Raw genomic sequence first — 26,304 nt, forward strand, 5'->3', positions numbered from 1 at the left:
CCAGGCAGCACGGCGCCGCCCAACGAGAAAGGTAGGGGCAGGTGGTGGACAGAGCGTCCCAGAAGGGTGAACGGAGGGTGAACTCATGGCCGGGTGAGGCGGATCTCACCCCGGGCCACGGCAAACAGCCCCTCAGGCGTAGGCGACATCCACGTGGAACCGCTCGAATCCGAGCCGCTCATAGGTGTGCAGGGCGGCGACGTTGTCCGCCTCGGTGTACAGCAGCACCGTCCCCAGGCCACGCTCGCGCAGATACCGCAGGCCCGCGACGGTGAGCAGCCGGCCCAGGCCCCTGCCCTGTGCCGCCGGGTCGACCGCCACCACATACACCTCGCCGAGCTCGCCCGATTCGGACGTCGCCGGGTGCACCTTGGTCCAGTGAAATCCCAGGACGGCGCCGGTCCCCTCATCGGCCGCGATGAACAGGCCCTCGGGGTCGAACCAGGATTCGGCGCGTCGCTCGGCGATCTCCCGCTCGGTCCACGATCCCTGCTCGGGATGCCAGTCGAAGGCCGCGGCGTTGACCCGCAGCAACTCGGCGTCGTCCTCCGCCCCCGCGTAGGTCCGCAGGATCACGCCGTCGGGCACCGTGATGTCCGGCAGCTCCGGTCGGTCCAACGGCCTGCGCATCTGCAACAGCTCGCGGACAGAACTCAGGCCGAGGCGCGCGGCGACGGCACGGGCGGCGGGCAGGTCGCCGTGCGCCCAGACCCGGGTGCCCTCGCCGCCCTGCGCCAGGGCCTCCCTGACCAGGCCACGGCCGATCCCGGTACCCCGGTGCGCCGGGTCGACGGCGACCTCCACCATCGCCGGATGCTCTCCGTGCGGGGGCTCGAGGCTCGCGTAACCGACGATCGAATCATCCAGCGTCCACAGCAGATGCCGCGACGACTCCGATTTACCCACGATGTGGTGCACTGCCTGCTCGGAGAGCGGCGCGGTCCCGTCGGCCGCGAGCGCCCGGTCCAGCACACCGTGCACCTGCGCGACCTGGTCGTCGTCGAGCAGATAGAACCAGCTCCTGGCCGCCTCTGGCATCTAGTGCCTCGCTCCCGAAGTCAATTGATGGTTGCCGGGGATCCACGTGGATGCATCGCAAGGCGGAGGAGTCCCAGGTAGCGGGGTTCTACCTGGGACTTCGACAACGCAGCGAGGCGCCGCGTGGGCCCCGGCAACCGCGAGAAGACTTCGGGTGCGGGGCACTAAAGGACCGTCCCGTTGGCCGGGGTCAGCTCCGAATCGTCGACAGCGCCGCCCTCGTCATCGCCACCGTCGTCGACGGGCTGTGGCGCGGCGCCGGACTTGCGGCTGGGCCGGACGGCCTTGTAGCCGACGTTGCGCACGGTACCGATGAGGGCCTCGTACTCGGGGCCGAGCTTGGCGCGGAGCCGTCGGACGTGCACGTCGACCGTGCGGGTGCCGCCGAAGAAGTCGTAACCCCAGACCTCCTGCAGCAGCTGTGCGCGGGTGAACACCCGGCCCGCGTGCTGCGCGAGGTACTTGAGGAGCTCGAACTCCTTGTAGGTGAGGTCGAGCGGGCGACCACGGAGCCGGGCCGTGTAGGTGCCCTCGTCGATGACCAACTCGCCGAGCGTGATCTTGCCGGAGCTCTCCGGGCTGGCGGCGCCGCCGCTGCGCCCAACCAGGAGCCGCAGCCGGGCGTCGAGCTCGGCGGGCCCGGTGCCGGGCAGCAGGATGTCGTCGAGGCCCCAGTCGGAGTTGACCGCGACCAGGCCGCCCTCGGTGAGGACCGCGACGACGGGAACCGCGGATCCGGTGCTGCCGAGCAGCCTGCACAGGCCGCGCGCGGCGGCCAGATCGGTCCGGGCATCGACCAGCGCGATGTCGGCGGATCCGGCCTCGAGCAGCGAGGCGACCTCGGTCGGGGCTGGTCGCACGGTATGTGCCAGGAGCGCAAGTGAAGGCAGCACCGACTCAGGGTGTGGGTCCGAGGTCAGCAGGAGCAGCTCCACGCGGCCTCCCCTTCTTGCCGTTAATGTGCCCGGGCACGGCCGACAGTGACGCGATACTCGAACAGACTAACGTGCCGCGCGCGGTGGGCACCCCACACAGCCCCGTTCGGGTCAGCAACAATGGTGCGGTGCGGAAACTGATTCTCAGCCTCGTGTTGTTGTTGGCGCTCGCGGTGGTCGTCGACTTCGGCGCGGCCGCCTACTCCGAGTATCGGGTCTCACGGAGCCTGCGCGAGGGCGGTGAGCTCAATTCGGACCCCGACGTGACCATCGGCGGCTTCCCCTTCCTCACCCAGGCCGTGGACGGCAAATACGAGAACGTCGAGATCCGTGCGCGGGGCGTCGATAGCCAGGTCCTCGGCGAGGTCACCGTCGAGGCGAACCTGCGCGGGGTGAACATCCCCGCATCCGACCTGGTGAACGGCACCGTCAAGACTGTCCCCGTCGACCAGCTCGACGGCCGGATCCTGATCGACGCCACCGCTCTTGGCCAGTTCCTCGGGATCCCCGACCTCCAGGTGTCCGCGCCGCCCGCGGACAAGTCCGACGGCACCGGCGGATCCGGCGGTTCCGGGATGACCACCTCCGGCGGCGTGGTGCTGACCGGCACTGTTCCGATCGGTCCGCTGTCGGCGGCCGTGAGCGTGCAGGCCGACCTCCTCCTCGACGGCGAGGACGTCAAGATCGTCGCCACCGACCTCTACTTCGGCCCCGAGGGCAATGCGGACTTCACCGTCCCCGGACCGTTCAAACCCGCCGTGCTCGGGCTGTTCACCCGCACCGTCGAGGCCCAGCAGCTGCCCTTCGGCGTGCTGCCGACCAAGGTCTATGCGGAGGGCTCGCAGGTCGTCATCGAGGGCTCCGGCGAGAACGTGGTGATCAACCTCGACGATCTGCAGACGCCATGACCGGTCTGCTCGTCCTCGCGCTGGTCCTCGTCGCGGCCGCGGCGGCCGGGCTGGTGCTGCGGGCCCGGTCCGGCGCCGTGCGGGCCACCGCACCGTCCGATTCCGGCTCCGACACCCGCCGCGCCCTGCTCGCGGAGGCCGGGGTGGCGGGCGCGGGCCCCGCCGTCCTGCATTTCTCCGCCGACTGGTGCGGGCCATGCGCAGCCGTCCGCCGGGTGATCGGCCAGGTGCTCGAGACACTCGACGGGGAACTCGACCCGGCATCCACCCGGGCCGTGGAGATCGAGGTCGACATCGACGAGAACCCCGCGCTCGCAGCCGAACTCGACGTCCTGTCGCTGCCGACCACGTTCATCTTCGACGCCGAGGGCATGCAGCGGTACCGGGTGTCCGGGGTTCCGACCGCCGCCGACCTGCGGGCCGCGCTGCTCCCCCTGTGCGGACCCGGGGATTCACACCCGCCCGAAAACGGGTAAGCTGCCTCTCGTGCAAACCAGCCAGGAGCTCATGCTCACCCGACGCCGCACAGTTGATCTGTGCCGCCTCGGCGGTTGTTGCTGTACCTGCTGCTGATTCCACGGCTGACGTTCTCCGCTCATCCGGCATCTCTTGCCTGAGCACCGCGCCGTGATCGCAATCCGGAATACCCGCGGTTCATCTCCGCACGTCAAGGCATCCGTTTCAAGCGCAGGAGTTCTCTCCCATGTCCACCTCCACCACCTCCCGGTCCCGCACCGGTAGTGCCGACCAGGTCGACGTCCGCGGTCCGCGGTTCGCGGCCTGGATCACCACCGGTGTCCTCGTGGCCGTGCTCGTGCTGTCGACGTTCTCCCTGGTCGCGGCCGGTCTGCTGCTCGCGGCGCAGGCCGTCGTCTTCGGGCTCGGCGCGGCCCGCGGCCCCCGCAACAGCCCGTACGGCCAGGTGTTCGCCCGGTTCGTCGCGCCGCGGCTGTCCCCGACCACCGAGCGCGAGCCGGTCGCCCCGCTGCGGTTCGCCCAGCTCGTCGGCCTGGTCTTCGCCGTTGTCGGCGTGGCGGGCTTCCTCACCGGCCTCACAGTCGTCGGCACCGTGGCCACCGGGTTCGCCCTCTTCGCCGCACTGCTGAACGCGGCCTTCGCGTTCTGCCTCGGCTGCCAGATCTACCCGCTCGTTGCCCGCTTCCGCAGGTCGACATCGATCACCGCGGCCTAGCCGCGCAATCGAACCGGCCTAGGCCGCACCACACCCCACATACCCCGCAAGAAGTATCGAAAGGAAAACCATGGCTCGCTCCGACGTCCTGGTCTCTGCCGACTGGGCCGAGCAGAACCTCAACGCACCGAAGACGGTCTTCGTCGAGGTCGACGAAGACACGTCGGCCTACGACGGCGGCCACATCGAGGGCGCTGTCCGGCTCGACTGGCGCAAGGACCTGCAGGACGGCGTCCGTCGTGACTTCCTGAACCGCGAGCAGTTCTCCGCGCTGCTGTCCGCCAAGGGCATCGCCAACGACGACACCGTCGTCCTCTACGGCGGCAACAACAACTGGTTCGCCGCGTACGCGTACTGGTACTTCAAGCTGTACGGCCACCAGGACATCAAGCTGATCGACGGCGGCCGCAAGAAGTGGGAGCTCGACGGCCGCCCGCTGTCGAAGGACGAGGTCGTCCGCCCGGCCACCACCTACCAGGCCGGCGAGCCGGACACCTCCATCCGCGCCTTCCGCGACGAGGTCATCAACGCCATCGGCAGCAAGAACCTGGTCGACGTGCGCTCGCCCGACGAGTTCTCCGGCAAGATCCTCGCGCCTGCGCACCTCCCGCAGGAGCAGGCGCAGCAGCGTGGCCACGTCCCCGGCGCCATCAACATCCCGTGGAGCACCACCGCCAACGAGGACGGCACCTTCAAGTCCGACGAGGACCTGACGAAGCTCTACGCCGAGAAGGGCTTCGACGAGAGCAAGGAAACGATCGCCTACTGCCGCATCGGCGAGCGCTCGAGCCACACCTGGTTCGTGCTGCAGGAGATCCTCGGTAAGAACAATGTCAAGAACTACGACGGCAGCTGGGTTGAGTACGGCTCCCTCGTGGGTGCACCGATCGAGTTGGGAGCCTAGTTATGTGTGGAGCACCTGTTCAGGGTCAGACCCTGCCCGCGGGCGTGGACGTCGAGAAGGAAACCGTCATCACCGGCCGCGTGCTGGCCGCTGACGGCCAGCCGGTTGGCGGCGCGTTCGTCCGCCTGCTCGACGGCACCGGCGAGTTCACCGCCGAGGTCGTGGCCTCCGGCACCGGCGACTTCCGGTTCTTCGCCGCCCCCGGCACCTGGACCGTGCGTGCGCTGTCCAGCACCGGCAACGGCGACACCACCGTCACCCCCGAGGGCAACGGCGTCCACAACGTGGACATCACCGTCTCGAAGTAAAAGCGCCTCCCAGCGGCCCCGCTCCCCCACCAGGGAGCGGGGCCGCTTTGGCTTTCCCTGGCAGTCGGCACCCACGGCATGCGGCTGCGACGCAGCGGTTTACACTGATGCCGTGGTCATCTTCTTCGAGGTTCTACTCGCCTTCGCCTCCGTGCTGATTGCTTGGTTCTCGCTGTATGTCGTGTACCGCCTGGTGACCGACGAGTCGTGAGCCAGACGTCCGGTCCGGACGACGGTGCGCAGCCCCAATCGGGCGAGGGCACACCGTCTGATGCGGTGTCCGTGCAGCGCGGCAGCGGCGATCGTGCCGTAGCCGCCGCCGAGGAGCGCGCGAAGGAAACCAGCGCGCGCAACATCCCGGTGTTGCCCGACCTCCCCATCCCCGAGGACACCGCCAACCTGCGGCTCGGCCCCGACCTGAACCCGGGCATGCTCGCGCTGCTCCCCCTGGTCGGCGTCTGGCGTGGCGAGGGCGAGGCCAACAACCCCGCCGACGGCGAGTACCGCTTCGGCCAGCAGATCGTGGTCTCGCACGACGGCGGCAACTACCTGCACTGGGAATCACAGACCTGGGTCCTCGACGCCGACGGCGAGTTCGTCCGGCCGGACCTGCGTGAGAGCGGGTACTGGCGTGTCGCGGGAGACGGCATCCCGGGGAGCATCGACGAGGAGACAGTCGAGCTGCTGCTCACGCACAGCTCCGGGGTCGTCGAGCTGTACTACGGCCGAGCGCTGACCCAGTCCAGCTGGGAGCTCGCGACCGACGTGGTCATCCGCAGCAAGCAGGGTGCCGTTGTCGGTGGCGCCAAGCGCCTGTACGGGATCGTCGAGGGCGGCGATCTCGCCTACGTCGAGGAGCGCATCCTCGCCGACGGCCCGCTGAAGCCGCACCTCTCGGCCCGCCTCGCCCGCTACATCGGTTAGCCGCGGCTCCGCCGCCCGACCGCAATCCAACGCAGAACGACCCCCGAGCCGTACCCGTGCGCGGACGTCAGTCGCACGGATCCCGATCAACACTCGACCGGGGACTCGGGGGCCGGGTAGCTGCCTGGGATTCGCCAGCCGCAATCGCGGTTGATGGAACCCCACCGTCAGCGGTAGCGGCTAGCTGACAGCCACCTCACGCGTCCTGTAGTTCTTCAACTTCAGACCACCTCCTTCCTCGTGTACGGACGAAAATACGCCCGCCGCGAGGGGCTCGCAATCGATTAAATCGTCGCCTCTTCTTGCGCGGATGCCGACTCGTTCCCGACGGCGATCACCAGGTCGGCCCCCGTGTCGGCGGGCAGCTGATGTGTCACCACGACCACCGTGCGGCCGGGGTCCACCAGGCCGGCGCCGCGGTCGAGCAGGCCCCGCAGTATCGCCGCGCCCGCCTCCGCGTCGAGATGCTCGGTCGGCTCGTCCAGCAGCAGCACCCCTGCGGGCGAGGCGATGGCCCGCGCCAGCAGCAGGCGCCGACGCTGGCCACCGGACACCGACCGGCCCCCCGACGCCAGCGAGGTGTGCACACCGTCCGGGAGCCCCGACACCCAGGACCCCAGCCCGACCTTCCCGAGCACCGCCCGCGCGCCCTCCTCGTCCAGCTCGCCGTCCGCGACGCGCAGGTTCTCCAGCAGCGAGGTGTCGAACAGGTGGGCGTCCTCGGCGAAGAACCCCACGGCGCGACGCAGCGAGTCGGCATCGACCGATCCGGCCGGGGTCCCGTTCACCGTCAGCGACCCGGAGACGGGAGCGAGCAGCCCCGCCAGCGTCATCAGCATGGTGGTCTTGCCCGCGCCGCTGGGTCCGACGATCACGACCCGGGCGCCCGGCGCCAGGTGCAGGTCCAGCGGCTCGGTCACCGCGCCGCCCGGCCACCCGCAGCGCAGGTTCTCGGTGCGCAGGTGCACCGGCGCCTCGACCGGCACACCCCCGGTCGGCACCGGATCCCCCGACCGGTCGAGCAGGTCCATGATCCGTGCCGACGCGAGCCTCGCCCTGGTCAGCGCGACCGCCGCGGCGGGCAACGCGGCCGTGCCCTCGAACGCGGCGAGCGGCACCAACACCAGGATCGCCAACGCCATCGGGGTCATCTCGCCCGGTGCCCCGCCCTCGGGGCCGTACAGCGCGATGCCGATCAGCAGCGATCCCAGCACGCTCGCCCCGATGGCAAGCGGCGTCGCGGCCGCGGCGAAGGCGGACGGGACCGCGGACCGGTCGGTGGCCCGGATCGCGCGGGCCTCCCAGTCATTGGCCGCCCGGACCGTCTCGCCGAGCCGGCCCGCGACGCGGAGTTCGGCGGCATGGTCGAGGGCCAGCACCGCGGTCTCGCTGAAGCGTGCCGAGGCGACCGCGCCGTCCGCCTCCGCCATCCGCGCGGCCCGTGCGGACAGCACCGGCGCGAGCACCCCCGAGACCACGAGCGCGACGGCCAGCACCAGCGCCGCGGCGGGCGAGATCAGCGCGAGCCCGACGGTCGCCGCGACCGCCAGGATCGCGGCGACGGCCATCGGGATAAGCGCCCGGACCACCACGTCGCCGAGCGCGTCGACGTCCGCCCCGGTGCGCGCGAGCAGATCCCCGCGGCGCAATCCGGCAGGGGCGGCGGGGTCTCCCGTGGAGAGCCGACGGTAGATCCGTTCGCGGGCCGCGGTGGTGCCGCGCAGCGCCGCGTCGTGGGTGGCGAGCCGTTCGAGGTAGCGGAACACACCGCGCGAGATGCCAAGGGCGCGAACCGAGACCACCGCGACCGAGAGATCGAGCACCGGCGGCATCTGCCAGGCCCTTGTGATCAGCCAGGCGGACAAGGCGGCGAGGGCGAGCGCGCTGCCGAGGGTCGCGACCCCGGCCGCGATCGCGGACAGGACCCGGCCCGGCCGCAGTTCGAGTAGTCGGAGGGCGCGCAGGAGCGGATCGCGGCTCATGCCGGTACCTCCGAGATCGGGTCCGCACCGTCGGCGGCCTCGACGAGCACCACCTCGTCGCCTGCGCGGAGCACCGTGTCCCGGTGCCCGACCATCACCACGGTGCGGCCGCGGGCGGCGAGGCCGCACACCGACCGGAGCACCGTCGCCTCGGTGGCGGGATCGAGGTGGGCGGTCGGCTCGTCGAGAAGCACCACCGTGGCGTCGGAGAGCAGCACCCGGGTCAGCGCCAGCCGCTGCCGCTGACCGAGCGAGAGGCCGAGGCCACCCACCCCAACCCTCGTCTGCCAGCCGTCCGAGAGATCGGCCAGCACCGTATCGAATCCCGTTGCCGCGCAGGCCCTGTCGACGGCGTCGACATCGCTTGCCACCGGCCCGGTGAGTTCCAGGTTCTCGCGCAGGGTGCCGGGGATCAGCACCGGATGTTGGGGCAGCCACGCCACCTCGCGCCACCACTGCTCGGCGTCGAGTGCGCGCACAGGCACCCCACCGACCGACACCTCGCCCTCGTCGGGGTCGGCGAGACCGAGGATCAGGTGCAGCACGGTGGACTTGCCGGATCCGTTGGCGCCGGTGAGCACGGTGACCCGGCCCGGCTCCAGGACCGCGTCCAGGCCGCGCGGGGCCCACTGTCCGCGGGCCCGCACCCCCACCGCGCGCAGCACGATCGGGCCGAGGGGCACGGCGCGGTCGCCCTCCCCCGCGACGACCGGTTCCCGCTCGTCCAGCACCCCGAATGCCTTCTCGGCGGCGGCCATCCCGTCCTCGGCGGCGTGGAACTGCGCGCCGACCATCCGCAACGGCAGGTACACCTCGGCGGCGAGGATCAGCGCGATCACGCCTCCGCGTAGTTCCATGCCGCCGAACACGAGTCGCAGGCCGATGCTCACCGCGACAAGCGCGACGCAGAGCGTGGCCAACAGCTCGAGCACCATCGCGGACAGGAACGCGATCCGCAGCGCCGACATGGTGGTGTGCCGGTGCGCATCCCCTAGGGCCCGGACCCGTGCCGCCGGACCCCGTTCGCGACCGAGCGCCCGCAGCGTGGGCAGACCCGCCAGCAGGTCGAGCAGCTGCGCGGACAGCGCGGTCATCGTGGTCAGCGAGGCGGCCGCCTTACCCTTGGTCAGCAGCCCGATCAGGATCATGAAGACCGGCACCAGCGGCAGCGTGAGCGCGATGATCACCGCGGAGGTCCGATCGGCGAACAGGATCACCAGCAGGGTGAGCGGCGTGACGGTGACCGCCAGCATCAGGGCGGGCAGGTAGCCGGTGAGATATGCGCGCAGGCCCTCGATCCCGCGGGTGAGGACGGTGGCGAGCTCACCGCGCCTAGGGTCCAGCTCTCGCGGGGGCAGCTCGGCGGCCGCCTCGAGCACCTCGCCGCGGAGCTCTCCGATCACCCTCGACGCCGAACGGTGCGCGTATCGGGCGTGTGCCCAGGTGGACGCCGTCCGCACCGCGACCGCGGCGGCCAGGACCGCCAGCTCGGTCCCCCACGCGGCGGGCGTCCGCGCGTCCGGGTCGGTGATCACCCCGGCCAGCACGGTGCCGATCATCAGTGCCGAGACGATGACCGTGCCCGCGGTCACCAGGGACAGCGCCACCGTGAGCAGCAGGTAGCCGCGGGCCGATCTCGAGTAGTGCCAGAGCCGGGGATCCACCGGACCGCGCCTGCGAGCGTGCTCCGCGGGCGCGGCCGGTGCGTCGAGCGACATCTAACGCGTCTTCAGGGGCAGACCGATCGACGGCGGGATCTGCTTGGTCGAAATCCGCTGGCGGAACACCCAGTAGGTCCAGGCCTGGTAACCGATCACCACCGGCGTCATGAACACGGCCGCCCAGGTCATCACCTTCAGCGTGTACGGGCTCGACGAGGCGTTGTAGATGGTGAGGTTGTAGGCCTCGTCGATGGTGGACGGCATCAGGTTCGGGTAGAGCGAGCCGAACAGCAGGACCACCGTGGCGATCACGGCGACCGTGGTGAGCACGAAGGCCCAGCCCTCCCGGGCCGCGGCGGTCAGCGCGACCACCCCGACCAGGGCGGCGGCCGCCACCGCGACGAGGATCCAGGTCCAGCCCTTGCCGAAGGACAGCTGCGTCCACAGCACGAACGCCCCGGCCACCACGACCGTCGGGATCGACAGTCGCGCAGCGAGTTTCACCGCGTCCTCGCGAACCTCACCGGAGGTCTTGAGTGCGAGGAACACCGCGCCGTGCAGCGCGAACACGATGGCCGTCGTCGCGCCGCCGAGCAGCGCGTACGGGTTGAGCAGGTCGAAGAAGCCGGAGACGACCTTCTTGTTCTCGTCGATGGCCACGCCGCGCACGATGTTCGCGAACGCGACGCCCCAGAGAACGGCGGGCACCCACGAACCGATCATGATGCCGATGTCGCAGCGCGCCCGCCAGGTCGGATCGTCGATCTTGCCGCGCCACTCGATCGCGCAGATGCGCAGGATCAGCGCGACCAGAATCAACAGCAGCGGTAGGTAGAACCCCGAGAACAGGGTCGCGTACCAGTCCGGGAAGGCCGCGAACAACGCACCGCCCGCGGTGATCAGCCAGACCTCGTTGCCGTCCCAGACCGGGCCGATGGTGTTGAGCATGACCCGTCGGCGGGTGTCCGTACGGCCGAGCACCGGGAACAGCATGCCGACACCGAAGTCGAAGCCCTCGAGGACGAAGTAGCCGACGAAGAGCACCGCGATGAGGATGAACCAGAATTCCTGAAGTCCCATGGTCTTCTCCCGCCTCAGTACGCGAACGACAGTTGTTTGGGCTCGCCCGGTTCTTCGGGCTCTTCTTCGTCACCCGGCGGATGCTTGTCGTGGTCGGACGGGCCGGCGATGGCATAGCGGCGGATCAGCATGAACCACACCACGCCGAGCGCGGCATAGAGGAGGGTGAAGACGATCAGCGAGAAGACCACGAGGCCGGTCGGATGGTCCGACACGCCCTGATCCACGGTCAGCCGGATCTGGTCCACCCCGGTCGGATTCGGGTGCACCACCCATGGCTGGCGGCCCATCTCGGTGAACACCCACCCGGCGCTGTTGCCGAGGAACGGCGTGGGGATGGCCAGGAGGGACAGCCACCCGAACCACTTCTTGTCCGGGACCCGGCCGCCGCGCGTCATCCACAGCCCGACCACCGCGAGGATGGCCGAGCCTGCCGCCCAGCCGATCATCGCGCGGAAGGTCCAGTAGGTGACGAACAGGTTGGGCTTGTAGTTGCCCGGTCCGAACTGCTCCTCGTACTGGGCCTGGAGTTCGGTGACGCCCTGGAGGGTGGAGTTGGGGTCGCCGTTCGCTAGGAACGAGGTGAGCCCGGGGATGCTGATGAGCTGGGTGATGTTCTCGCAGTTGTTCTGCGTTCCGACCGTCAGGATGGAGAAGTCGGCGCCGGTCTCGGTGTGGCACAACGATTCCGCGGATGCCATCTTCATCGGCTGCTGTTCGAACATCAGCTTGGCCTGGATGTCGCCGGTGATCGCGAGGCCGACACCCGAGGCCACCATCACCCACAGGGCGAGGATGGTGACCGGGCGGAACATCGTCCGGGCGGTGTTCTCGTGTTCACCCGAGACCGCCGGATCGGTGGCCTCCTTGGCCCTGCGCATGCTGCGCACCATCGACCAACCGCCGATACCGGCTACGAACGTGCCCGCGGTGAGGAGCGCGCCCGCCACCACGTGGGGGAAGGCCGCCAAGGCCGTGTTGTTGGTGAGCAGTTCCCAGATGCTCGTCAGCTCGGCGCGACCGCGCTCGGCGTTGTACCGCGCGCCCACCGGGTGCTGCATGAACGAGTTCGCGGCGATGATGAAGAACGCGGAGGCGTTGACACCGATCGCGACCAACCAGATCGTCGCCAGGTGAACGAGTTTCGGCAACCGTCCCCAGCCGAAGATCCACAGGCCGAGGAAGGTGGATTCGAGGAAGAAGGCGACCAGGCCCTCCAGCGCCAGCGGCGCCCCGAACACGTCACCGACGAAGCGTGAGTACTCGCTCCAGTTCATACCGAACTGGAACTCCTGCACGATGCCGGTGGCGACGCCGAGTGCGAAGTTGATGAGGAAGAACTTGCCGAAGAACTTGGTGAGCCGATACCAGTGATCCTTCTTGGTGATCACCCACATCGTCTGCATGATCGCGATGAGCGGGGCGAGCCCGATCGTGAGCGGGACGAGAATGAAGTGGTAGACGGTCGTGATTCCGAATTGCCACCGAGATACGTCCAGTGCGTCCATGGCTTCTCCCATGCAGTGCCCGTTGGACAGGCGTGACCGGGGCCGAGGCGTGGGCTGACGCCTCAGTCCCGCTTCAAAAGGTACGTCCTGCGACCTCTTGCCGCAGGCCTTTATCTACTACCGACAGTAGTAGCGGAGTCAAGTCGCCCGCGCCGTCCCGGACCGCGCTCAGACGGCGTCCGGCAACGCCCCAACGGTCTCCGCCGACAAGTCGACCAGCGCCGACAGCTCCTCGGCGATCTCCGGCACCGCCGTCACCCGACCGTTCAAGGCCCGCACCCGTGCGGCGAGAGTCACACTCGAGAGCAGCCAGACACCGTCCGCCAGAATGAGATCCGCGGGCCGCAGCGGCGCCACCTCGGTGCGGAACCTGTGCTCGCCCGCGATCTCGAAAAGCGCCCGCTGGGTGGTTCCCGGCAGGATCCCCTGCTCGATCGGCGGGGTGATCAGCGTGCGGCCGCGAGCGATGACGACCGTGGAGCGGGGGCCCTCGAGCACGAGACCCTCGCTGCTGGTGAAGATCACGTCGTCGGCGCCAAGCGAGTTCGCATGCCTCAGCGCCGCCATGTTGGTCGCGTAGGACAGCGTCTTCGCGCCCAGCAACTGCCACGGCGCGAGCGCCGCCAGGTCCACCGAGAACCCGCGGGGCAGGGTGACCACCGCGATCCCGTCGCGCCGGGCGGCCGCGACGCGATCGTCGATGGGGCCGATCGTGAGATAACCGGTCGGCCCCCCGCCGATCTCGCGGCCACGGCTGAGCACCAGCCGCATCAACCCCTCGCCGTCGCCGTCCCACTCCGCGAGGGCGGTATTCACGGCCGCGCGCCAGCGGTCCAGGTCCTGTTCCGGCAGGTCCATCGCCGCCGCGGAGTTGTTCAGCCGTTCGAGATGCAGCTCGATGGTGCACGGGGAACCGCCCCGGACCAGCACGGTCTCGAACACTCCGTCACCACGCACGGCCGCCAGGTCGTCCGCGTAGAGCAGCGGGACGTCAGGGTCGTGCACCTTGCCGTCGAGGGTCACCAGTACGCGAGGAACCATGCCAACAGCCTAGGACGACCGTCCGGCCGCGGCCGGACGCTCCTACTATGGAGCTGTGTCCGAGTCGCCGAGCGTCGCCCCCAGTCCGCTGCTGTCCTACCCCGGTGCCGTCGCCGGTCCCGACGATTCCCTCGACGCCGGGGTTGCCTGGCACTACGGCGACCCGCTGCGCGAGCAGCGCAGCGCCGAGAACGCCGCCGCCATCGTGGACCGCTCGAACCGCTTCGTGCTCTCCATCGGCGGCGCCGAGCGCCTGACCTGGCTGCACACCATCTCCAGCCAGCACATCGCGCAGCTGCCCGACGGCGGTTCCGCGGAGAACCTGAGCCTCGACCTGCAGGGCCGGGTCGAGGAGCACTTCGTGCTGACCGACCTGGACGGGGTCACCTGGATCGACACCGAGCGCAGCCACGGCCCCGGCCTGCTGGCATTCCTCCAGAAGATGGTGTTCTGGGCGAAGGCCGAGCCCGCCGCCGCGCCCGAGATGGCCGTCCTGAGCCTGCTCGGCCCCGACGTGCGCAGGCCGAAAATCCTTGCCGCTCTCGGCATCGCCTCGCTTCCGCCGGTCTACGGGGCGGTGGCGCTGCCCGGCGGCGGCTTCCTGCGCTCGATGCCGTGGCCCGGCGAACACGCCTTCGACCTGATCGTGCCCCGCGACCAGCTGGCCCGCTGGTGGGAGACGCTGACCGCCGCGGGCGCCGCGCCCGCGGGCAGCTGGGCGTTCGAGGCGCTGCGGGTGGCCGCTGTCCGCCCCCGGATCGGCGTGGACACCGACGAGCGCACCATCCCGCACGAGGCCCGCTGGATCGGCGGGATCGCCGAGCACGGGGCCGTGCACCTGGACAAGGGGTGCTACCGCGGCCAGGAGACCGTGGCCCGGGTGCACAACCTCGGCAAGCCGCCCCGGCACCTGGTGCTGCTGCATCTCGACGGGTCCGCGGACACCCGCCCGGAGCCGGGCGACGCGGTCACCGCGGACGGCAGGACCGTCGGGCACCTCGGCACCGTCGTCGACCACCACGAGCTCGGCCCCATCGCACTGGCCCTGGTCAAGCGGACCGTGCCGGTGGACACCGCGCTGCTCGCCGGCTCGGTGGCCGCCTCGATCGATGCCGACTCCGTGCCCAGCTACGACGCCGTGCAGGCGGGCCGGGCCGCCGTCGACCGGCTGCGCGGCCGGTGAGCGGCGCGGGGCGCGTCGACGCCGTCTGCGTGGTGCACGCCGAGCGCGACAGCGGCACCAAGCGGGTGCCGCGCACCGCGATCGACAAGCGGCCCGTCGACGGGTCGGTGCGGATCGGCCCCGCGGGCCTGGACGGGGACCACATCTGCGACACCGAGTTCCACGGCGGGACGTTCAAGGCGGTGTACGCGTACCAGCAGGACGAGGCGCAGCGGTGGGAGTCGGAGCTGGGGCGGCCGCTGCCCGCCGGCTGGTTCGGCGAGAACCTCCGGGTCAGCGGGATCGCCGCGAGCGACGCGGTGATCGGCGAACGCTGGCGCCTGGGCGACGGCGATCTCGCCGCCGAGCTGGAGGTGACCGGCCCGCGGACCCCGTGCGGCACCTTCGGCGTGTGGGCCGGGGAACCCCGCTGGGTCAAGCGCTTCGCCGACCGCGCCGACACCGGCGCCTACCTGCGGGTGATGCGCGGCGGCCTGGTGACCGCGGGCGACGCGATCCACCGCGTGCACGTGCCCGCTCACGGGGTGACCGTGCGCGACCTGTTCACCGGGCAGAACCAGGAAAGTCTGGTCGCGTTGCTCGAGCAGCAGCCCGACCTGTCGCCTACTGTCGCAGACAAGGCACGCCGACGGATCACCGGACGGAAGGTGCAGGTGGAGTATTGAGCGTCGAACTGGTCGAAGTGGATCGCTCCGGTTTCCGCGAGTGCGTGCACCGCGGTTCGGTGGTCGTGTTGGACCCGGACGGCGAGGTCATCCTGGCCCTCGGCGAGGTACACACCCCTATCTATCCCCGTTCGTCGAACAAGCTCATGCAGGCCGTGGCCCTGTTGCGCAATGGATTCGCCCCGGCCGACAACCGCGAACTGGCGATCGCCGCCGGCTCCCATGAGGGTGAGCCCGAGCACGTCGCGGTCGTCCACCGGCTACTCACCCGCAACGGGCTCGCCGAGCACCAACTGCGGTGTCCTCCCGAGTTGCCGTCGAACGAGACCGCCCGCGCCCGCGTCCTCGCCTCCGGTGCGCTGCCGCGCCGGATCTTCATGAACTGCTCCGGCAAGCACGCGGCCATGCTCGCGGCCTGCGTGGCGCGCGACTGGCCGCTGGAGAGCTACCTGGAGCCCACACACCCCATCCAGCTGGCGGTGATGGACACCATCGCCGAACTGGCGGGTGAGACGGATTACGAGCTGGGCATCGACAGCTGCGGCCTGCCGATCGTGCCGCTCTCGCTCTCCGCCCTCGCCCGCGGATTCGCGACGCTGGCCACCGCGGCCGCCGACAGCCAGGAACGGGCGGTGGCCGATGCCGTCCGCGAGCAACCCTGGCTGGTGTCCGGCACCGGTCACGACGACTTCCTGTTGATGAGCGCCGTACCGGGCCTGCTCTGCAAGGTGGGCGCCGACGGCGTGCACGCGGGTGCGCTGCCCGACGGCACCTCCTTCGCGCTCAAGATCGACGACGGCGGCGAACGCGCCCGCCTGCCGCTCACGGCCGCGCTGCTGCACCGACTCGGGGTCGCCTGGACCGAGGATCTGGCGGAACTCGCCTCGCCACCGGTACTGGGTGGGGGTGTTCGAGTGGGCACAATTCGGGCGATTCCCGGCATTCTGAGATAAATCAGACACCCAACGCGGCCTGGGGTGGGAGCGCACGCCGAGTTCTCAGGCTAGAGTGTGTGTCAGGAAGAAATACACACTCAAACGGGGCCGCCAAAAATTCCCAGGCCGCCCCGCGGAAGCGCGAGGGGGTTGGCCATGGGCCGCGGCCGGGCTAAGGCAAAGCAGACCAAGGTTGCACGCGAGCTCAAGTACAGCTCGCCGTCCACGAACTTCGACAGCCTGCAAAAGGAACTGTCCGGAGGTTCGTCCAGCTCCCACCGGAACGGGGTCCTCGCCGACCAGCGTTCCGACGACACTGCGTCGCGCTGGGACGACGACGATAACGACGACTGGCGCCGCTGACACGGCGAAGTACAGGAATGCGGGGAAGCCTACCGGCTCCCCCGCATTTCGGCATGTACGGTCGGCGCGCAATCTCGATCTGCTGAACACATAAACGAACGGACCGTTGACCTCCCGCGAAGGGTGTCAACGGTCCGTTCGTCTCTGTCCTGTGGAATCAGAAGCGCGGGTGGTCTCCGACCATGCGAACGAGGTCGGATCCTTCCTGCTTGTCTGATGCCTTGGCGACGGTGCCGAGCGTCCAGCAGTCGATGTGGCGGGCGGTCAGCACCGCCAGCGCACGGTCGACGTCCTCGGGCGCCACGATGGCGACCATGCCGACGCCCATGTTGAAGGTCTGCTCCATCTCGGCCCGCTCCACCCGGCCGCGCTGCGCGATCATCGCGAACACCGGTGCCGGGCTCCAGGTGCCACGGTCGAGCTCGGCGACGAGCCCCTTCGGCATCACCCGGGCGAGGTTGTTCGCCAGGCCGCCGCCGGTGACGTGGCAGAAGGTGCGCACGTCGGTCTCGGCGATCAGGGCCAGGCAGTCCTTGGCGTAGATCTTGGTCGGCTCGAGCAGCTCCTCACCGAGGGTCCGGCCGAACTCCTCGACGTGGCCGCCGAGCGACATGCGGTCGATCTCGAGCAGCACCTTGCGGGCCAGCGAGTAGCCGTTGGAGTGCAGGCCCGAGGAGCCCATGCCGATCACCACGTCGCCCGGGCGCACCCGCTGCGGGCCGAGCACGGCATCCGCCTCGACGACGCCGACGCCGGTGGCGGAGAGGTCGTAGTCGCCGTCTGCCATCAGCCCGGGGTGCTCCGCGGTCTCGCCGCCGAGCAGCGCGCAGCCGGCGATGATGCAGCCGTCGGCGATGCCCTTGACCAGCTCGGCGACCCGCTCCGGCACGACCCGGCCGACGGCGATGTAGTCCTGCAGGAAGAGCGGCTCGGCGCCGCACACCACGAGGTCGTCCACGACCATCGCGACCAGGTCGAGGCCGAGGGTGTCGTGCTTGTCCATGGCCTGCGCGACGGCGATCTTGGTGCCGACGCCGTCGGTGGAGGCCGCGAGCAGCGGCTCCTTGTACCCACCCTTGAGCGCGAACAGCCCGGCGAACCCGCCGAGGCCGCCGATCACCTCGGGGCGGCTCGCCTTCTTGGCCAGCGGGGCGAACAGCTCGACGGCCCGGTCTCCGGCCTCGATGTCCACCCCCGCCGCCGCGTAGGAGGCGCCGGTGGGGCGGTCGTTGTCGTCGGTCATCGGATTCGCTGCTCCAGCCATCTTCTCGGCGGCGCCTTGGGGCACCGCGTGGTGATCTACGTGTGGGCGCTGAGCGCCTACGGTCGACTCAACGCGCTCGCGTTGTCGTTGTCCTGCTTCGCCGCGGCGCCCGCGGTGCTCTCCAGCATTCCCTCGAGCACGTTCTTACCCATCGAGGTCTCGGTCGGCAGCGCAATCGGGTAATTACCGTCGAAGCACGCCGAGCACAGTCGGGATGCGGGCTGCTCGGTGGCGGCGATCATGCCCTCGATCGAGACGTAGCCGAGGGTGTCGGCGCCGATCGAGCGGCGCACGCCCTCGAGCATCTCGTCCATGCTGTGGCTGGTCACGCCGCCGGCCTCGCTGGCCCCCGCGCCGTTGGCGATCAGCTCCGCGGGTGAGGCGAAGTCGATGCCGTAGAAGCAGGGCCACTTGACCGGCGGGGAGGCGATCCGCACGTGGATCTCCAACGCGCCCGCCTCGCGGAGCATCCGGATCAGCGCGCGCTGGGTGTTGCCGCGGACGATGGAGTCGTCCACGACGATCAGGCGCTTGCCGCGGATGACTTCCTTGAGCGGGTTGAGCTTGAGCCGGATGCCGAGCTGCCGGATGGTCTGCGACGGCTGGATGAAGGTGCGGCCGACGTAGGCGTTCTTCATCAGGCCCTGGCCGTAGGGAATGCCGGAACCCTGCGCATAGCCGACCGCGGCCGGGGTGCCGGACTCGGGAACGGGGATCACCAGGTCGCCCTCGATCGGGTGTTCCTTGGCGAGCCTGCGACCGATCTCGACGCGGGTGGCATGCACCGAACGGCCGGAGATGATGCTGTCCGGGCGGGCCAGGTAGACGTACTCGAACACACAGCCCTTGGGCGTCGGGTTCGCGAAACGCGAGGAGCGGACGCCGTCGGCGTCGATCGCCAGCATCTCGCCCGGCTCGATGTCCCGGACGAACGAGGCGCCGACGATGTCCAGCGCGGCGGTCTCGCTGGCGACGACCCAGCCGCGGTCGAGGCGGCCGAGGCAGAGGGGGCGGACGCCGTGCGGATCGCGTGCCGCATACAGGGTGTGCTCGTCCATGAACGTGAGGCAGAACGCGCCACGCAGAGTCGGCAGCAGCTCCATCGCGGCCTGCTCGATGGTGCGGTCGGCCGCCGCGTGTGCGAGCAGCGCGCCGACGAGGTCAGAGTCGGAGGTGCCTCGGCCCGGCTGCTTGGGGTTGATGAGCCCGGCCTCGCGCGCCCTGGTCGCCAGCTCCGCCGTGTTCACCAGGTTGCCGTTGTGGCCGAGCGCGATGCCCGTGCCTGCCGCGGTGGTCCGGAAGATCGGCTGGGCGTTCTCCCAGGTGGTGGACCCGGTGGTCGAGTACCGACAGTGCCCGACGGCGACGTGCCCCGGCATCGCGCCGAGAGTCTGCTCGTCGAACACCTGGCTGACCAGGCCGAGGTCCTTGAAGACCAGCACCTGCGAGCCGTCGGCGACGGCGATACCCGCCGCCTCCTGACCACGGTGCTGCAGCGCGTAGAGGCCGTAATAGGTGAGCTTCGCCACATCCTCACCGGGAGCCCAGACGCCGAAGACGCCACACTCCTCGCGGGGCGGCTGCTCGTCCTGATCCGACAGGTCTGCGGGTGCGAGAAGATTCGGGCTGTTGACCGACAATTCGGCTGGAGTCACCGGGGTTGCTCCCTAGGGGGTGGGATGGGGGGCAAGGTCATTCTACGGGTTAACGGCGGGTGTACTGACCACAGGCCTCCCGACCTCAGAAGCGGAGCAGCGGCAGCCAGTGCTCGATCTCGCGGGCCCTGGTGCCCGACGCCGTGAGCGCGCCCGTCGCCGAGGCGTCGTCGAACGTCAGTCCCCCGGTCACCAGCAGCAGCCAGCTCCGCGGATCGGTCTCCACCACATTCGGTGGGGTGCCCCTGGTGTGCCGCGGTCCCGCGACGCACTGCACCGCGACGAACGGCGGCACCCGCACCTCCACCGAGGACCCAGGCGCGGTGTTCTCGAGGGTCCTGGCGCTGAGCCGGACGGCGGCCGCCAGCTGGGCCCGGCTGGGCGCCTGAGCCTCCGCGTCGGCCAGCCAGTCGCGGACCTCGAGCAGCGCCGCCCTCAGGTCGGCGGGGTCGATCTTCTTGCGTGCGGTCACCGCGCCAACCCATCGGCGGCAGGCCCGTTCGCGGATCGGCGCGAGATGCGGTCGAGCAGACCGTCCCGCACCCGGGTCCACTCTTCGTCCGTCACCGAGTAGACGATCGTGGTCCGCACCGTGCCGTCGCGCCTGCGGGCATGCCGACGCAGCGCGCCCTCCTCGGTTGCGCCGATCGCGGTGACAGCGGCGCGCGAGCGTACGTTCTGGTCGTCGACGTTGAGTTCCACCCGGCGCGCCCCAAGAGTGCCGAAAACATGTTCCAGCACAAGCAGTTTCGACTCCGCATTGATCGCCGTGCCCCGCACGCGGGAGGCGAGCCAGGTGTAGCCAACCGTCACCCGACCGTGTAGCTCGCTCATGTTGTAGATCGAGGTGGTACCGACGATCTCACCGCTCGCGACGTCCACCTGCGTGAGTGTCTGCCGCCCGGACCGTAGCGCGTGGTCGACCGACGCCACCGACGGCGGCTCCGACTCGATCCCATAAGGGAAGAAGCGCAACGTCTCGGGATCGTCGTGCGCCCTCGCCAGCCCGTCGACGTCAGCAGGCGTCGTCGGGCGCAGCAGCACGAACTCACCGCGCAGTGTCGGCGGCTTGCGCCAGTGGTCCGTCACGATCCCCCCGCTGTCCACGTCACTTCTCCGGTCCCTGCGTTCCTGCCCTCGCGTCGATCGCCGCGCGGACGCGTTCGGTGTCGTCGACGGTCCAGCCGTCGGGCGCGGCCACCGCGACCCAGCCGTCGAGCACGGTGGTGCCGTAGTTGTGGCCGTGACCGTCGGGCACCCCCGCCGCGTTGGCGAGGTCGGCCGCGACCTGCCAGAACGTGACAAACGGGAACCAGCGCATGTCCGGCAGGCGGTCGTCACCCGGCGGCTCCGAGAGCCAGTCCGGGCGGTTGAAGATCAGGTCGGGGCTCCACCACACCACCGGGTCCGACGGATGCTGGACGTACAGCACCCGTGGCTTCATCCACGGGGATGCCGGACTCCCGATCGAGGCGGCGTCGTTGGCGAAACGCACCACCAGCCCGTCGGAGTACACAGGTTCGACCTGCCGGGTGCCCGGATCCCGCCGCGCCTCGAGCTGGCTCCACAGGGTGTTCGAGTTCGGCGGACCCACCCAGAGCACCCCGTCGACGGTCTCCCGGATGTCGGCGAGTCCGTCGAACGCCGCCTCGCCCGCCTGCGTCCCGAGGCTCTCGCCGTAGATCAGCAGTTTTGGCCTGGTCTCCGCGGGCTCGCGCAGCCAGCGCTCGTGCACGCGGTCGATCAGCGCTCTCCCTGCCTCGGCCGCCTTGTTCCGGTCCGCGAGGAACGAGATCCAGCTGGGCAGGTACGAATACTGGCTGGCGACGAGGGCGCTGTCGCCGTTGTGCACCAGCTCGATCGCCTCGGCCGCGGTCGGGTTGACCCAGCCGGTGCCGGTGGTCGGGATGACCACCAGGACGCTGCGCTGGAAGGCACCGGTGCGCTCGAGCTCGGCGATCACGACGTCCAGTCGGGCATCGGCGTCCGGCGCCGTCTCGAGCCCGGCGTACACCCGGATCGGTTCGGGCGCGGGCTTCCCGTTCACGGCCGCCAGCTCGTCGGAGTGCATGCCCCGCGAGACGAAGTTCCGGCCCTCGAAGCCGAGCGACTCCCAGCTCGCGTACGAGTCTGGGCTGCCGGACCGCTCGGGGGCGGCCGGCTGCTCGACGCCCTCGCGGGTGGTGTTGTTCTGCAGGCTGAACGCGGAGTTGATCGCCGCGTACGCGGCGTCGAACAGCACGTCCGTCACCATGGTGTAGCTGAGGAACGCGACCAGCACCACGCCGATGGGGGCCGCGGCGGAACGCGGCACCTTCAGCCACCGGTTCAGGTAACGGGCGACCAGCCTGACCAGGTCCCGGAGCACCCGCCACAACGAGATCAGCAGCGCCGCGACCAGTATGCTGAGCGCCAGCGTCCGCAGGTAGCCGGTGGTGGTGGTGCCCTCCGCGTCGGTCAGCGCGGCCAGCTCACGCTGCCAGGCCGCCGCGGCGATGAGCATGCCGATCGACACCAGCAGCGACAGGGTCGGCACCGTGATCTTGAGCGCCAGCTGGACCTTGGCGGGCGGCGGCCACCAGGGCAGCCGCCCCAACAGCAGCCGGTTGACCGCCCACCCGACCGCGGTTCCGACGCCGTAGCCGATAGCCGCGGTGATGCCACCGATCAGGCCCTGATAGAGCCAGTCCCGGGGCAGCAGGGACGGCGTCAGCGACCAGCAGAAGAACAACGCCGCGAACGCGATACCCGTGTAGTCCAGCCGCAGCAGACCCCACGCCCAGCCCACGAAGGGGTGCCGTTCCCGAAGTTCCTCGGGAGAGGCAAGGACCTCGACCCAGCTGGACGGCTCGTGCTTCGCCCCGGCCGCTCCCCCGGTCTGCTTGGTCCCGACCTCTCCCCCGGTCAAAGACTCAGCCGAAGAGTTCGGGGAGCGTCGCCTCCGACAGTTCGCGCAGCTCGGCCATGCTCACCGAGAACTGGCCCTGGACCTCGAGCGAGTCCGAGCCCTCGTCGACGACACCGATGCGCACCCACGGCAAGCCGCGGGCGGTGCACATGCCGGTGAACCGGGTCTCCTCGGTGCGCGGCACCGCGACCAGGACTCGGCCTGCCGACTCGGAGAACAGCGTGACGAACGGGTCCGCGCCCTCGGGGAGCAGGATCCGGCAGCCGGTCTCGCCTGCCAGCGCGGCCTCGACGACCGCCTGGGCCAAGCCGCCCTCGGAGAGGTCGTGCGCGGCGCTGATCAGCCCGTCCCGCGAGCCGGCCAGCAGGATGTCCGCGAGCAGCTGCTCGCGCGCCAGGTCGACCTTCGGCGGCACGCCACCGAGGTGATCGTGCTCGACCTGGGCCCAGATCGAGCCGTCGAGCTCGTCGTGGGTGTCGCCGAGCAGGATCAGGGTCTCGCCCGGCTCCAGGCCCAGTCCGGTGGGGATGCGGCGGTGCACGTCGTCGATCACACCGAGCACGGCGACCACCGGGGTCGGCAGGATCGCCGTCGAGCCGGTCTGGTTGTAGAAACTGACGTTGCCGCCGGTGACCGGGATGCCGAGGGTGGCGCAACCGTCCGCGAGGCCGCGCACGGCCTGCTGGAACTGCCACATCACGCCCGGGTCCTCCGGCGAGCCGAAGTTGAGGCAGTTGCTGACGGCCTTCGGGGTCGCCCCGGTGACCGCGACGTTCCGGAACGCCTCGGCGAGCGCGAGCTGGGCACCGGCGTAGGGGTCAAGCACGGTGTAGCGGCCGGAGGCGTCGGTGGCCAGCGCGATACCGCGGCCGGTCTTCTCGTCGACCCGGATGACGCCCGCGTCGGCCTGCTCGGCGAGCACGGTGTTGCCGCGCACGTAGCGGTCGTACTGCTCGGTGATCCACTTGCGACTGCACAGCTGCGGCGAGGCCACCATGTTCAGCAGCGTCGTCTTCAGCTCCTCGGGCGTGGTCGGACGCGCGAGGGAGGCGGTGGTGTCCGCGACGAGCGCGTCCTGGGTGGCGGGGCGCTGCACGGGGCGCTCGTAGACCGGGCCCTCGTGCGCGACGGTGCGCGGCGGCACGTCCACCACGTTCTCGCCGTGCCAGTCGATGGTGAGCCGGTCGCCGTCGGTGACCTCACCGATGACGGTGGCGAGCACGTCCCACTTGCGGCAGACCTCCATGAACGCGTCCACGTTCTCGGGGGTGACCACGGCGCACATCCGCTCCTGCGACTCGCTGGAGAGGATCTCCGCAGCGGTCATGCCGGTCGCGCGGGTCGGCACCTTGTCCAGGTCGATGTGCATGCCGCCGTCGCCCGCGGCTGCGAGCTCGGAGGTGGCGCAGGACAGCCCGGCGCCGCCGAGGTCCTGGATGCCGACGACCAGCTTCGCCTTGTACAGGTCGAGACAGCACTCGATGAGCACCTTCTCGGTGAACGGGTCGCCGACCTGCACGGCGGGCAGCTTCTTGGGGCGGCCGCCGGACGACTCGTCGAAGGTCTCCGAGGCGAGCACGGAAACGCCGCCGATGCCGTCGAGGCCGGTGCGCGCGCCGAACAGGATGATCTTGTTGCCCGCGCCGGAGGCGAACGCCAGGTGCAGGTCCTCGACCCGCATCGCGCCCGCGCACAGCGCGTTCACCAGCGGGTTGCCCGCGTAGGAGGCGTCGAAGACCGTCTCACCGCCGACGTTCGGGAGGCCGAGGGAGTTGCCGTAGCCGCCGATGCCGCGCACGACGCCGTCGACGACCCGGCGGGTGTCGGGCGCGTCCGCCGCGCCGAAGCGCAGCTGGTCCATGACCGCGATCGGGCGGGCGCCCATCGCCATGATGTCGCGGACGATGCCGCCGACGCCGGTCGCCGCGCCCTGGTAGGGCTCGATGTAGGACGGGTGGTTGTGCGACTCCACCTTGAAGGTGACCGCCCACCCGTCGCCGATGTCGACGACACCGGCGTTCTCACCGATGCCCGCGAGCATCGAGGAGCGCATCTCGTCGGTGGTGGTCTCACCGAAGTACTTCAGGTGCACCTTGGAGGACTTGTAGGAGCAGTGCTCGCTCCACATCACCGAGTACATCGCGAGCTCGGCTTCGGTCGGGCGCCGACCGAGGATCTCCTTGATCCGGGCGTACTCGTCTTCCTTGAGTCCCAGTTCCTTGAAGGGCTGGGCGACATCCGGGGTCGCTGCGGCCTTGGTGACGGTGTCGACCTGCACGGTGCTCGTCTCTGAAGACACGGGGAGTCGGGTCCCTTCCCTGGAGGAGTCAAATCGGCCGCGGCTGGCGCCACGCTGCCTGGGCAAAGTCTAACTGCCAGGACAGCGTGCCCCCGCACTGGTAGCGGCCACCCGCGCCGTCACTGCTCGTCGGGGTACTCCACCCGCAGCAGCCGCGCGTCTCCGGTGGTCGCCGGGTCGGGACGGTCGGCCTGATCCGTGGCCTTCATCTGCAGACCGTTCAGGTCGGTGCGCATGTAGATGACGTTGTAGCGGTCCCAGGTGGTGGCAACGAACTCCAGGTGCTGGCCCGTGGCCCACGGATGCATGAAGCCGCCGTAGAGCGCGGGCACCAGCACCCCGCTCAGAATGGTCTGCTTACCGCTCCACGGGCCCTCGAGCCGGTCCGCCTGCCGGATCACGAGCGAGTTGGTCTCGTCGGTGTACATGGCCACCCACTTGTTCAGGTAGTCGTTCCACTGCACCGCGAGCTCGCTGACCGGCGAGCCGATCACCGGCGTCGCCTGCCCGAGGTCGGCGACCCAGGCGCTGCCGTTCCAGTACGTGTAGGCGTTCAGGTCGCGGATCTGAGCGGCAGGGACGCGGGCGAGCAGCGCGGTGCCCTGCCTGCCGGACTCGGTGCCGTACTCGTAGACGAAGCCGTCCTTGCCGTCGACGAAGGCGCTCTGCTGGAACTTCGAATTGTTCGGGCTGACCGCGGGGATGCCCGGGATGCCGATGCCCTCGATGTTGGCGCGGACCGTCGCCGGGTCCGCGGTCCAGTTCTCCCCGTTGTCGGTCGAGTACGCGATGGCCGAGTAGTTGGTGGTCCAGTTGCCGGGGGTGTCCCAGGACCGCACCGACATGAACCGGACGTACTGCACCCCGTTCACCGCGATGCCCGCGGTGGGGATGGTCGTGTACTCGCCGGGGATCGCGAAGCCGGGGATGATCTCCTTGGAGTTGTTCGGGCCTGCCAGCGGCGAGCTGTCGATCCGCATGCCGTCGGACAGCACGGTGTCGGAACTGCGGAAGAGGACGTTGCTCCGCCAGTCGTCGCCGTCCACCTCGCAGTCGCCGACGGTGTCGCCGAAGGCCATCAGCACGTCGTGGCGGCCGAGGGCGTTTCCGTTGTCCCACATGATGCCCAGGTCGGTGCCCGAGACGTTGAAGCGCGAGATGGTGTTGTTCGGGCTGCCCGGACCGGTGACCATCTCGATGGCCTTGGTCTTGCCGGTCAACTGCGGGACGCCGCCGTCCGGCGGGCCGGTGAGCCAGGGTAGCGCCCCGGCCAGCGAGCCGGTGCTGCTACCGCTGCTGCCGCCGGAACTGCCCGATCCGCCCTGACCGCATGGGCCACCCTCGGCCGCCGAGGCCGGCGAAACCGCCGACGCCGCAAGGGCAACCGCGACCACCGTCGCGGACAGGGCAGACGACCACGAGCGACTCACTGCGTGCACGAAGATGTTCCTCTCGGGGCTGGGCAGGGCGCGCGAAAATGTGCGCGGCCCAGCCAACCACGAGAAAATTGTTACTGAGGTGCCTGCTGGGGCAATTGTTACTAAACGTCAA

At 70.0% G+C, this 26,304-nt stretch carries 24 protein-coding genes; 10 read left to right on the forward strand and 14 right to left on the reverse strand.

Translation table 11 applies throughout. From position 1 onward, the window contains the following. Positions 1-132 precede the first annotated feature (132 nt). Positions 133-1,038: a mycothiol synthase gene (gene mshD / locus FCG67_RS15515; protein WP_136910641.1), complete on the reverse strand. Its 906-nt coding sequence runs from the start codon at positions 1,036-1,038 to the stop codon at positions 133-135. Positions 1,039-1,202: 164 nt separating this feature from the next. Then, positions 1,203-1,973 (reverse strand): winged helix-turn-helix transcriptional regulator, encoded by a 771-nt coding sequence (locus tag FCG67_RS15520; protein ID WP_136910642.1) that lies wholly within the window; start codon positions 1,971-1,973, stop codon positions 1,203-1,205. Positions 1,974-2,101: 128 nt separating this feature from the next. Between FCG67_RS15520 and FCG67_RS15525 the strand changes: the two genes are divergently transcribed. The 6 genes from FCG67_RS15525 to FCG67_RS15550 all read left to right on the forward strand — a co-directional run bounded on the left by FCG67_RS15525 (position 2,102) and on the right by FCG67_RS15550 (position 6,209). After that, the gene (locus FCG67_RS15525) at positions 2,102-2,881 is read left to right on the forward strand and encodes an LmeA family phospholipid-binding protein (protein WP_136910643.1); all 780 of its coding nucleotides are present in this window, start codon (positions 2,102-2,104) and stop codon (positions 2,879-2,881) included. Beyond that, complete coding sequence (locus FCG67_RS15530; protein WP_136910644.1) at positions 2,878-3,357, forward strand: thioredoxin family protein; 480 nt, start codon at positions 2,878-2,880, stop codon at positions 3,355-3,357. The genes FCG67_RS15525 and FCG67_RS15530 overlap by 4 nt, the downstream gene beginning before the upstream one ends. A 227-nt stretch (positions 3,358-3,584) precedes the next feature. Then, positions 3,585-4,073 carry a DUF4395 domain-containing protein gene (locus FCG67_RS15535; protein ID WP_136910645.1) on the forward strand — a complete coding sequence of 163 codons (489 nt, stop codon included), beginning with the start codon at positions 3,585-3,587 and terminating at the stop codon, positions 4,071-4,073. Between the two features lie 70 nt (positions 4,074-4,143). Further along, on the forward strand, positions 4,144-4,977 hold the full coding sequence (locus FCG67_RS15540) for a sulfurtransferase (RefSeq protein ID WP_077042806.1): 834 nt from the start codon (positions 4,144-4,146) through the stop codon (positions 4,975-4,977). 2 nt (positions 4,978-4,979) lie between these two features. Further along, positions 4,980-5,285: a DUF1416 domain-containing protein gene (locus FCG67_RS15545; protein WP_027503393.1), complete on the forward strand. Its 306-nt coding sequence runs from the start codon at positions 4,980-4,982 to the stop codon at positions 5,283-5,285. A gap of 282 nt (positions 5,286-5,567) precedes the next feature. After that, positions 5,568-6,209 (forward strand): heme-binding beta-barrel domain-containing protein, encoded by a 642-nt coding sequence (locus FCG67_RS15550; protein ID WP_136910822.1) that lies wholly within the window; start codon positions 5,568-5,570, stop codon positions 6,207-6,209. 284 nt (positions 6,210-6,493) lie between these two features. Here the strand turns inward: FCG67_RS15550 and cydC are convergent, their stop codons facing one another. The 5 genes from cydC to FCG67_RS15575 form a co-directional block, all read right to left on the reverse strand. Then, a complete protein-coding gene (gene cydC / locus FCG67_RS15555) occupies positions 6,494-8,191 on the reverse strand; it encodes a thiol reductant ABC exporter subunit CydC (protein ID WP_136910646.1) in 1,698 nt (565 codons plus the stop codon). Next, positions 8,188-9,909, reverse strand: a complete 1,722-nt coding sequence (gene cydD, locus FCG67_RS15560) for a thiol reductant ABC exporter subunit CydD (protein ID WP_136910647.1) — start codon at positions 9,907-9,909, stop codon at positions 8,188-8,190. Before cydD ends, cydC begins: the two co-directional genes overlap by 4 nt. Continuing rightward, positions 9,910-10,932 (reverse strand): cytochrome d ubiquinol oxidase subunit II, encoded by a 1,023-nt coding sequence (cydB, locus tag FCG67_RS15565; RefSeq protein ID WP_136910648.1) that lies wholly within the window; start codon positions 10,930-10,932, stop codon positions 9,910-9,912. 14 nt (positions 10,933-10,946) lie between these two features. Further along, positions 10,947-12,440, reverse strand: coding sequence for a cytochrome ubiquinol oxidase subunit I (locus FCG67_RS15570; RefSeq protein ID WP_097211962.1), 1,494 nt, complete (start codon positions 12,438-12,440; stop codon positions 10,947-10,949). Between the two features lie 168 nt (positions 12,441-12,608). Beyond that, positions 12,609-13,481, reverse strand: coding sequence for an aminodeoxychorismate lyase (locus FCG67_RS15575; protein ID WP_136910649.1), 873 nt, complete (start codon positions 13,479-13,481; stop codon positions 12,609-12,611). Positions 13,482-13,536: 55 nt separating this feature from the next. Here FCG67_RS15575 and ygfZ point away from each other — a divergent pair, with 55 nt between their 5' ends. The 4 genes from ygfZ (at position 13,537) to FCG67_RS15595 (ending at position 16,627) form a co-directional block, all read left to right on the forward strand. Beyond that, positions 13,537-14,664: a CAF17-like 4Fe-4S cluster assembly/insertion protein YgfZ gene (ygfZ, locus tag FCG67_RS15580; RefSeq protein ID WP_136910650.1), complete on the forward strand. Its 1,128-nt coding sequence runs from the start codon at positions 13,537-13,539 to the stop codon at positions 14,662-14,664. Further along, positions 14,661-15,329 (forward strand): MOSC domain-containing protein, encoded by a 669-nt coding sequence (locus FCG67_RS15585; RefSeq protein ID WP_136910651.1) that lies wholly within the window; start codon positions 14,661-14,663, stop codon positions 15,327-15,329. Before ygfZ ends, FCG67_RS15585 begins: the two co-directional genes overlap by 4 nt. Beyond that, positions 15,326-16,282 (forward strand): asparaginase, encoded by a 957-nt coding sequence (locus tag FCG67_RS15590; RefSeq protein ID WP_136910652.1) that lies wholly within the window; start codon positions 15,326-15,328, stop codon positions 16,280-16,282. The genes FCG67_RS15585 and FCG67_RS15590 overlap by 4 nt, the downstream gene beginning before the upstream one ends. A gap of 138 nt (positions 16,283-16,420) precedes the next feature. Then, positions 16,421-16,627 carry a DUF3073 domain-containing protein gene (locus FCG67_RS15595; RefSeq protein WP_136910653.1) on the forward strand — a complete coding sequence of 69 codons (207 nt, stop codon included), beginning with the start codon at positions 16,421-16,423 and terminating at the stop codon, positions 16,625-16,627. Between the two features lie 157 nt (positions 16,628-16,784). Here the strand turns inward: FCG67_RS15595 and purM are convergent, their stop codons facing one another. The 7 genes from purM to FCG67_RS15630 form a co-directional block, all read right to left on the reverse strand. Next, positions 16,785-17,870 carry a phosphoribosylformylglycinamidine cyclo-ligase gene (purM, locus tag FCG67_RS15600; protein ID WP_097211956.1) on the reverse strand — a complete coding sequence of 362 codons (1,086 nt, stop codon included), beginning with the start codon at positions 17,868-17,870 and terminating at the stop codon, positions 16,785-16,787. A gap of 77 nt (positions 17,871-17,947) precedes the next feature. Further along, on the reverse strand, positions 17,948-19,546 hold the full coding sequence (purF, locus tag FCG67_RS15605) for an amidophosphoribosyltransferase (protein ID WP_077042817.1): 1,599 nt from the start codon (positions 19,544-19,546) through the stop codon (positions 17,948-17,950). An 85-nt stretch (positions 19,547-19,631) separates the two neighbouring features. Continuing rightward, positions 19,632-20,018 (reverse strand): sterol carrier family protein, encoded by a 387-nt coding sequence (locus tag FCG67_RS15610; RefSeq protein ID WP_136910654.1) that lies wholly within the window; start codon positions 20,016-20,018, stop codon positions 19,632-19,634. Next, positions 20,015-20,653 carry a GNAT family N-acetyltransferase gene (locus tag FCG67_RS15615; RefSeq protein WP_136910655.1) on the reverse strand — a complete coding sequence of 213 codons (639 nt, stop codon included), beginning with the start codon at positions 20,651-20,653 and terminating at the stop codon, positions 20,015-20,017. Before FCG67_RS15615 ends, FCG67_RS15610 begins: the two co-directional genes overlap by 4 nt. Position 20,654: 1 nt before the next feature. Continuing rightward, positions 20,655-22,454: an alpha/beta hydrolase gene (locus FCG67_RS15620; protein WP_136910656.1), complete on the reverse strand. Its 1,800-nt coding sequence runs from the start codon at positions 22,452-22,454 to the stop codon at positions 20,655-20,657. 4 nt (positions 22,455-22,458) lie between these two features. Beyond that, positions 22,459-24,732: a phosphoribosylformylglycinamidine synthase subunit PurL gene (gene purL, locus FCG67_RS15625; protein ID WP_136910823.1), complete on the reverse strand. Its 2,274-nt coding sequence runs from the start codon at positions 24,730-24,732 to the stop codon at positions 22,459-22,461. 140 nt (positions 24,733-24,872) lie between these two features. Beyond that, positions 24,873-26,192: a glycoside hydrolase family 183 protein gene (locus tag FCG67_RS15630; protein ID WP_136910657.1), complete on the reverse strand. Its 1,320-nt coding sequence runs from the start codon at positions 26,190-26,192 to the stop codon at positions 24,873-24,875. Positions 26,193-26,304 lie beyond the last annotated feature (112 nt).

The organism is Rhodococcus oryzae, assembly GCF_005049235.1.
Classification (GTDB): domain Bacteria; phylum Actinomycetota; class Actinomycetes; order Mycobacteriales; family Mycobacteriaceae; genus Rhodococcus_G; species Rhodococcus_G oryzae.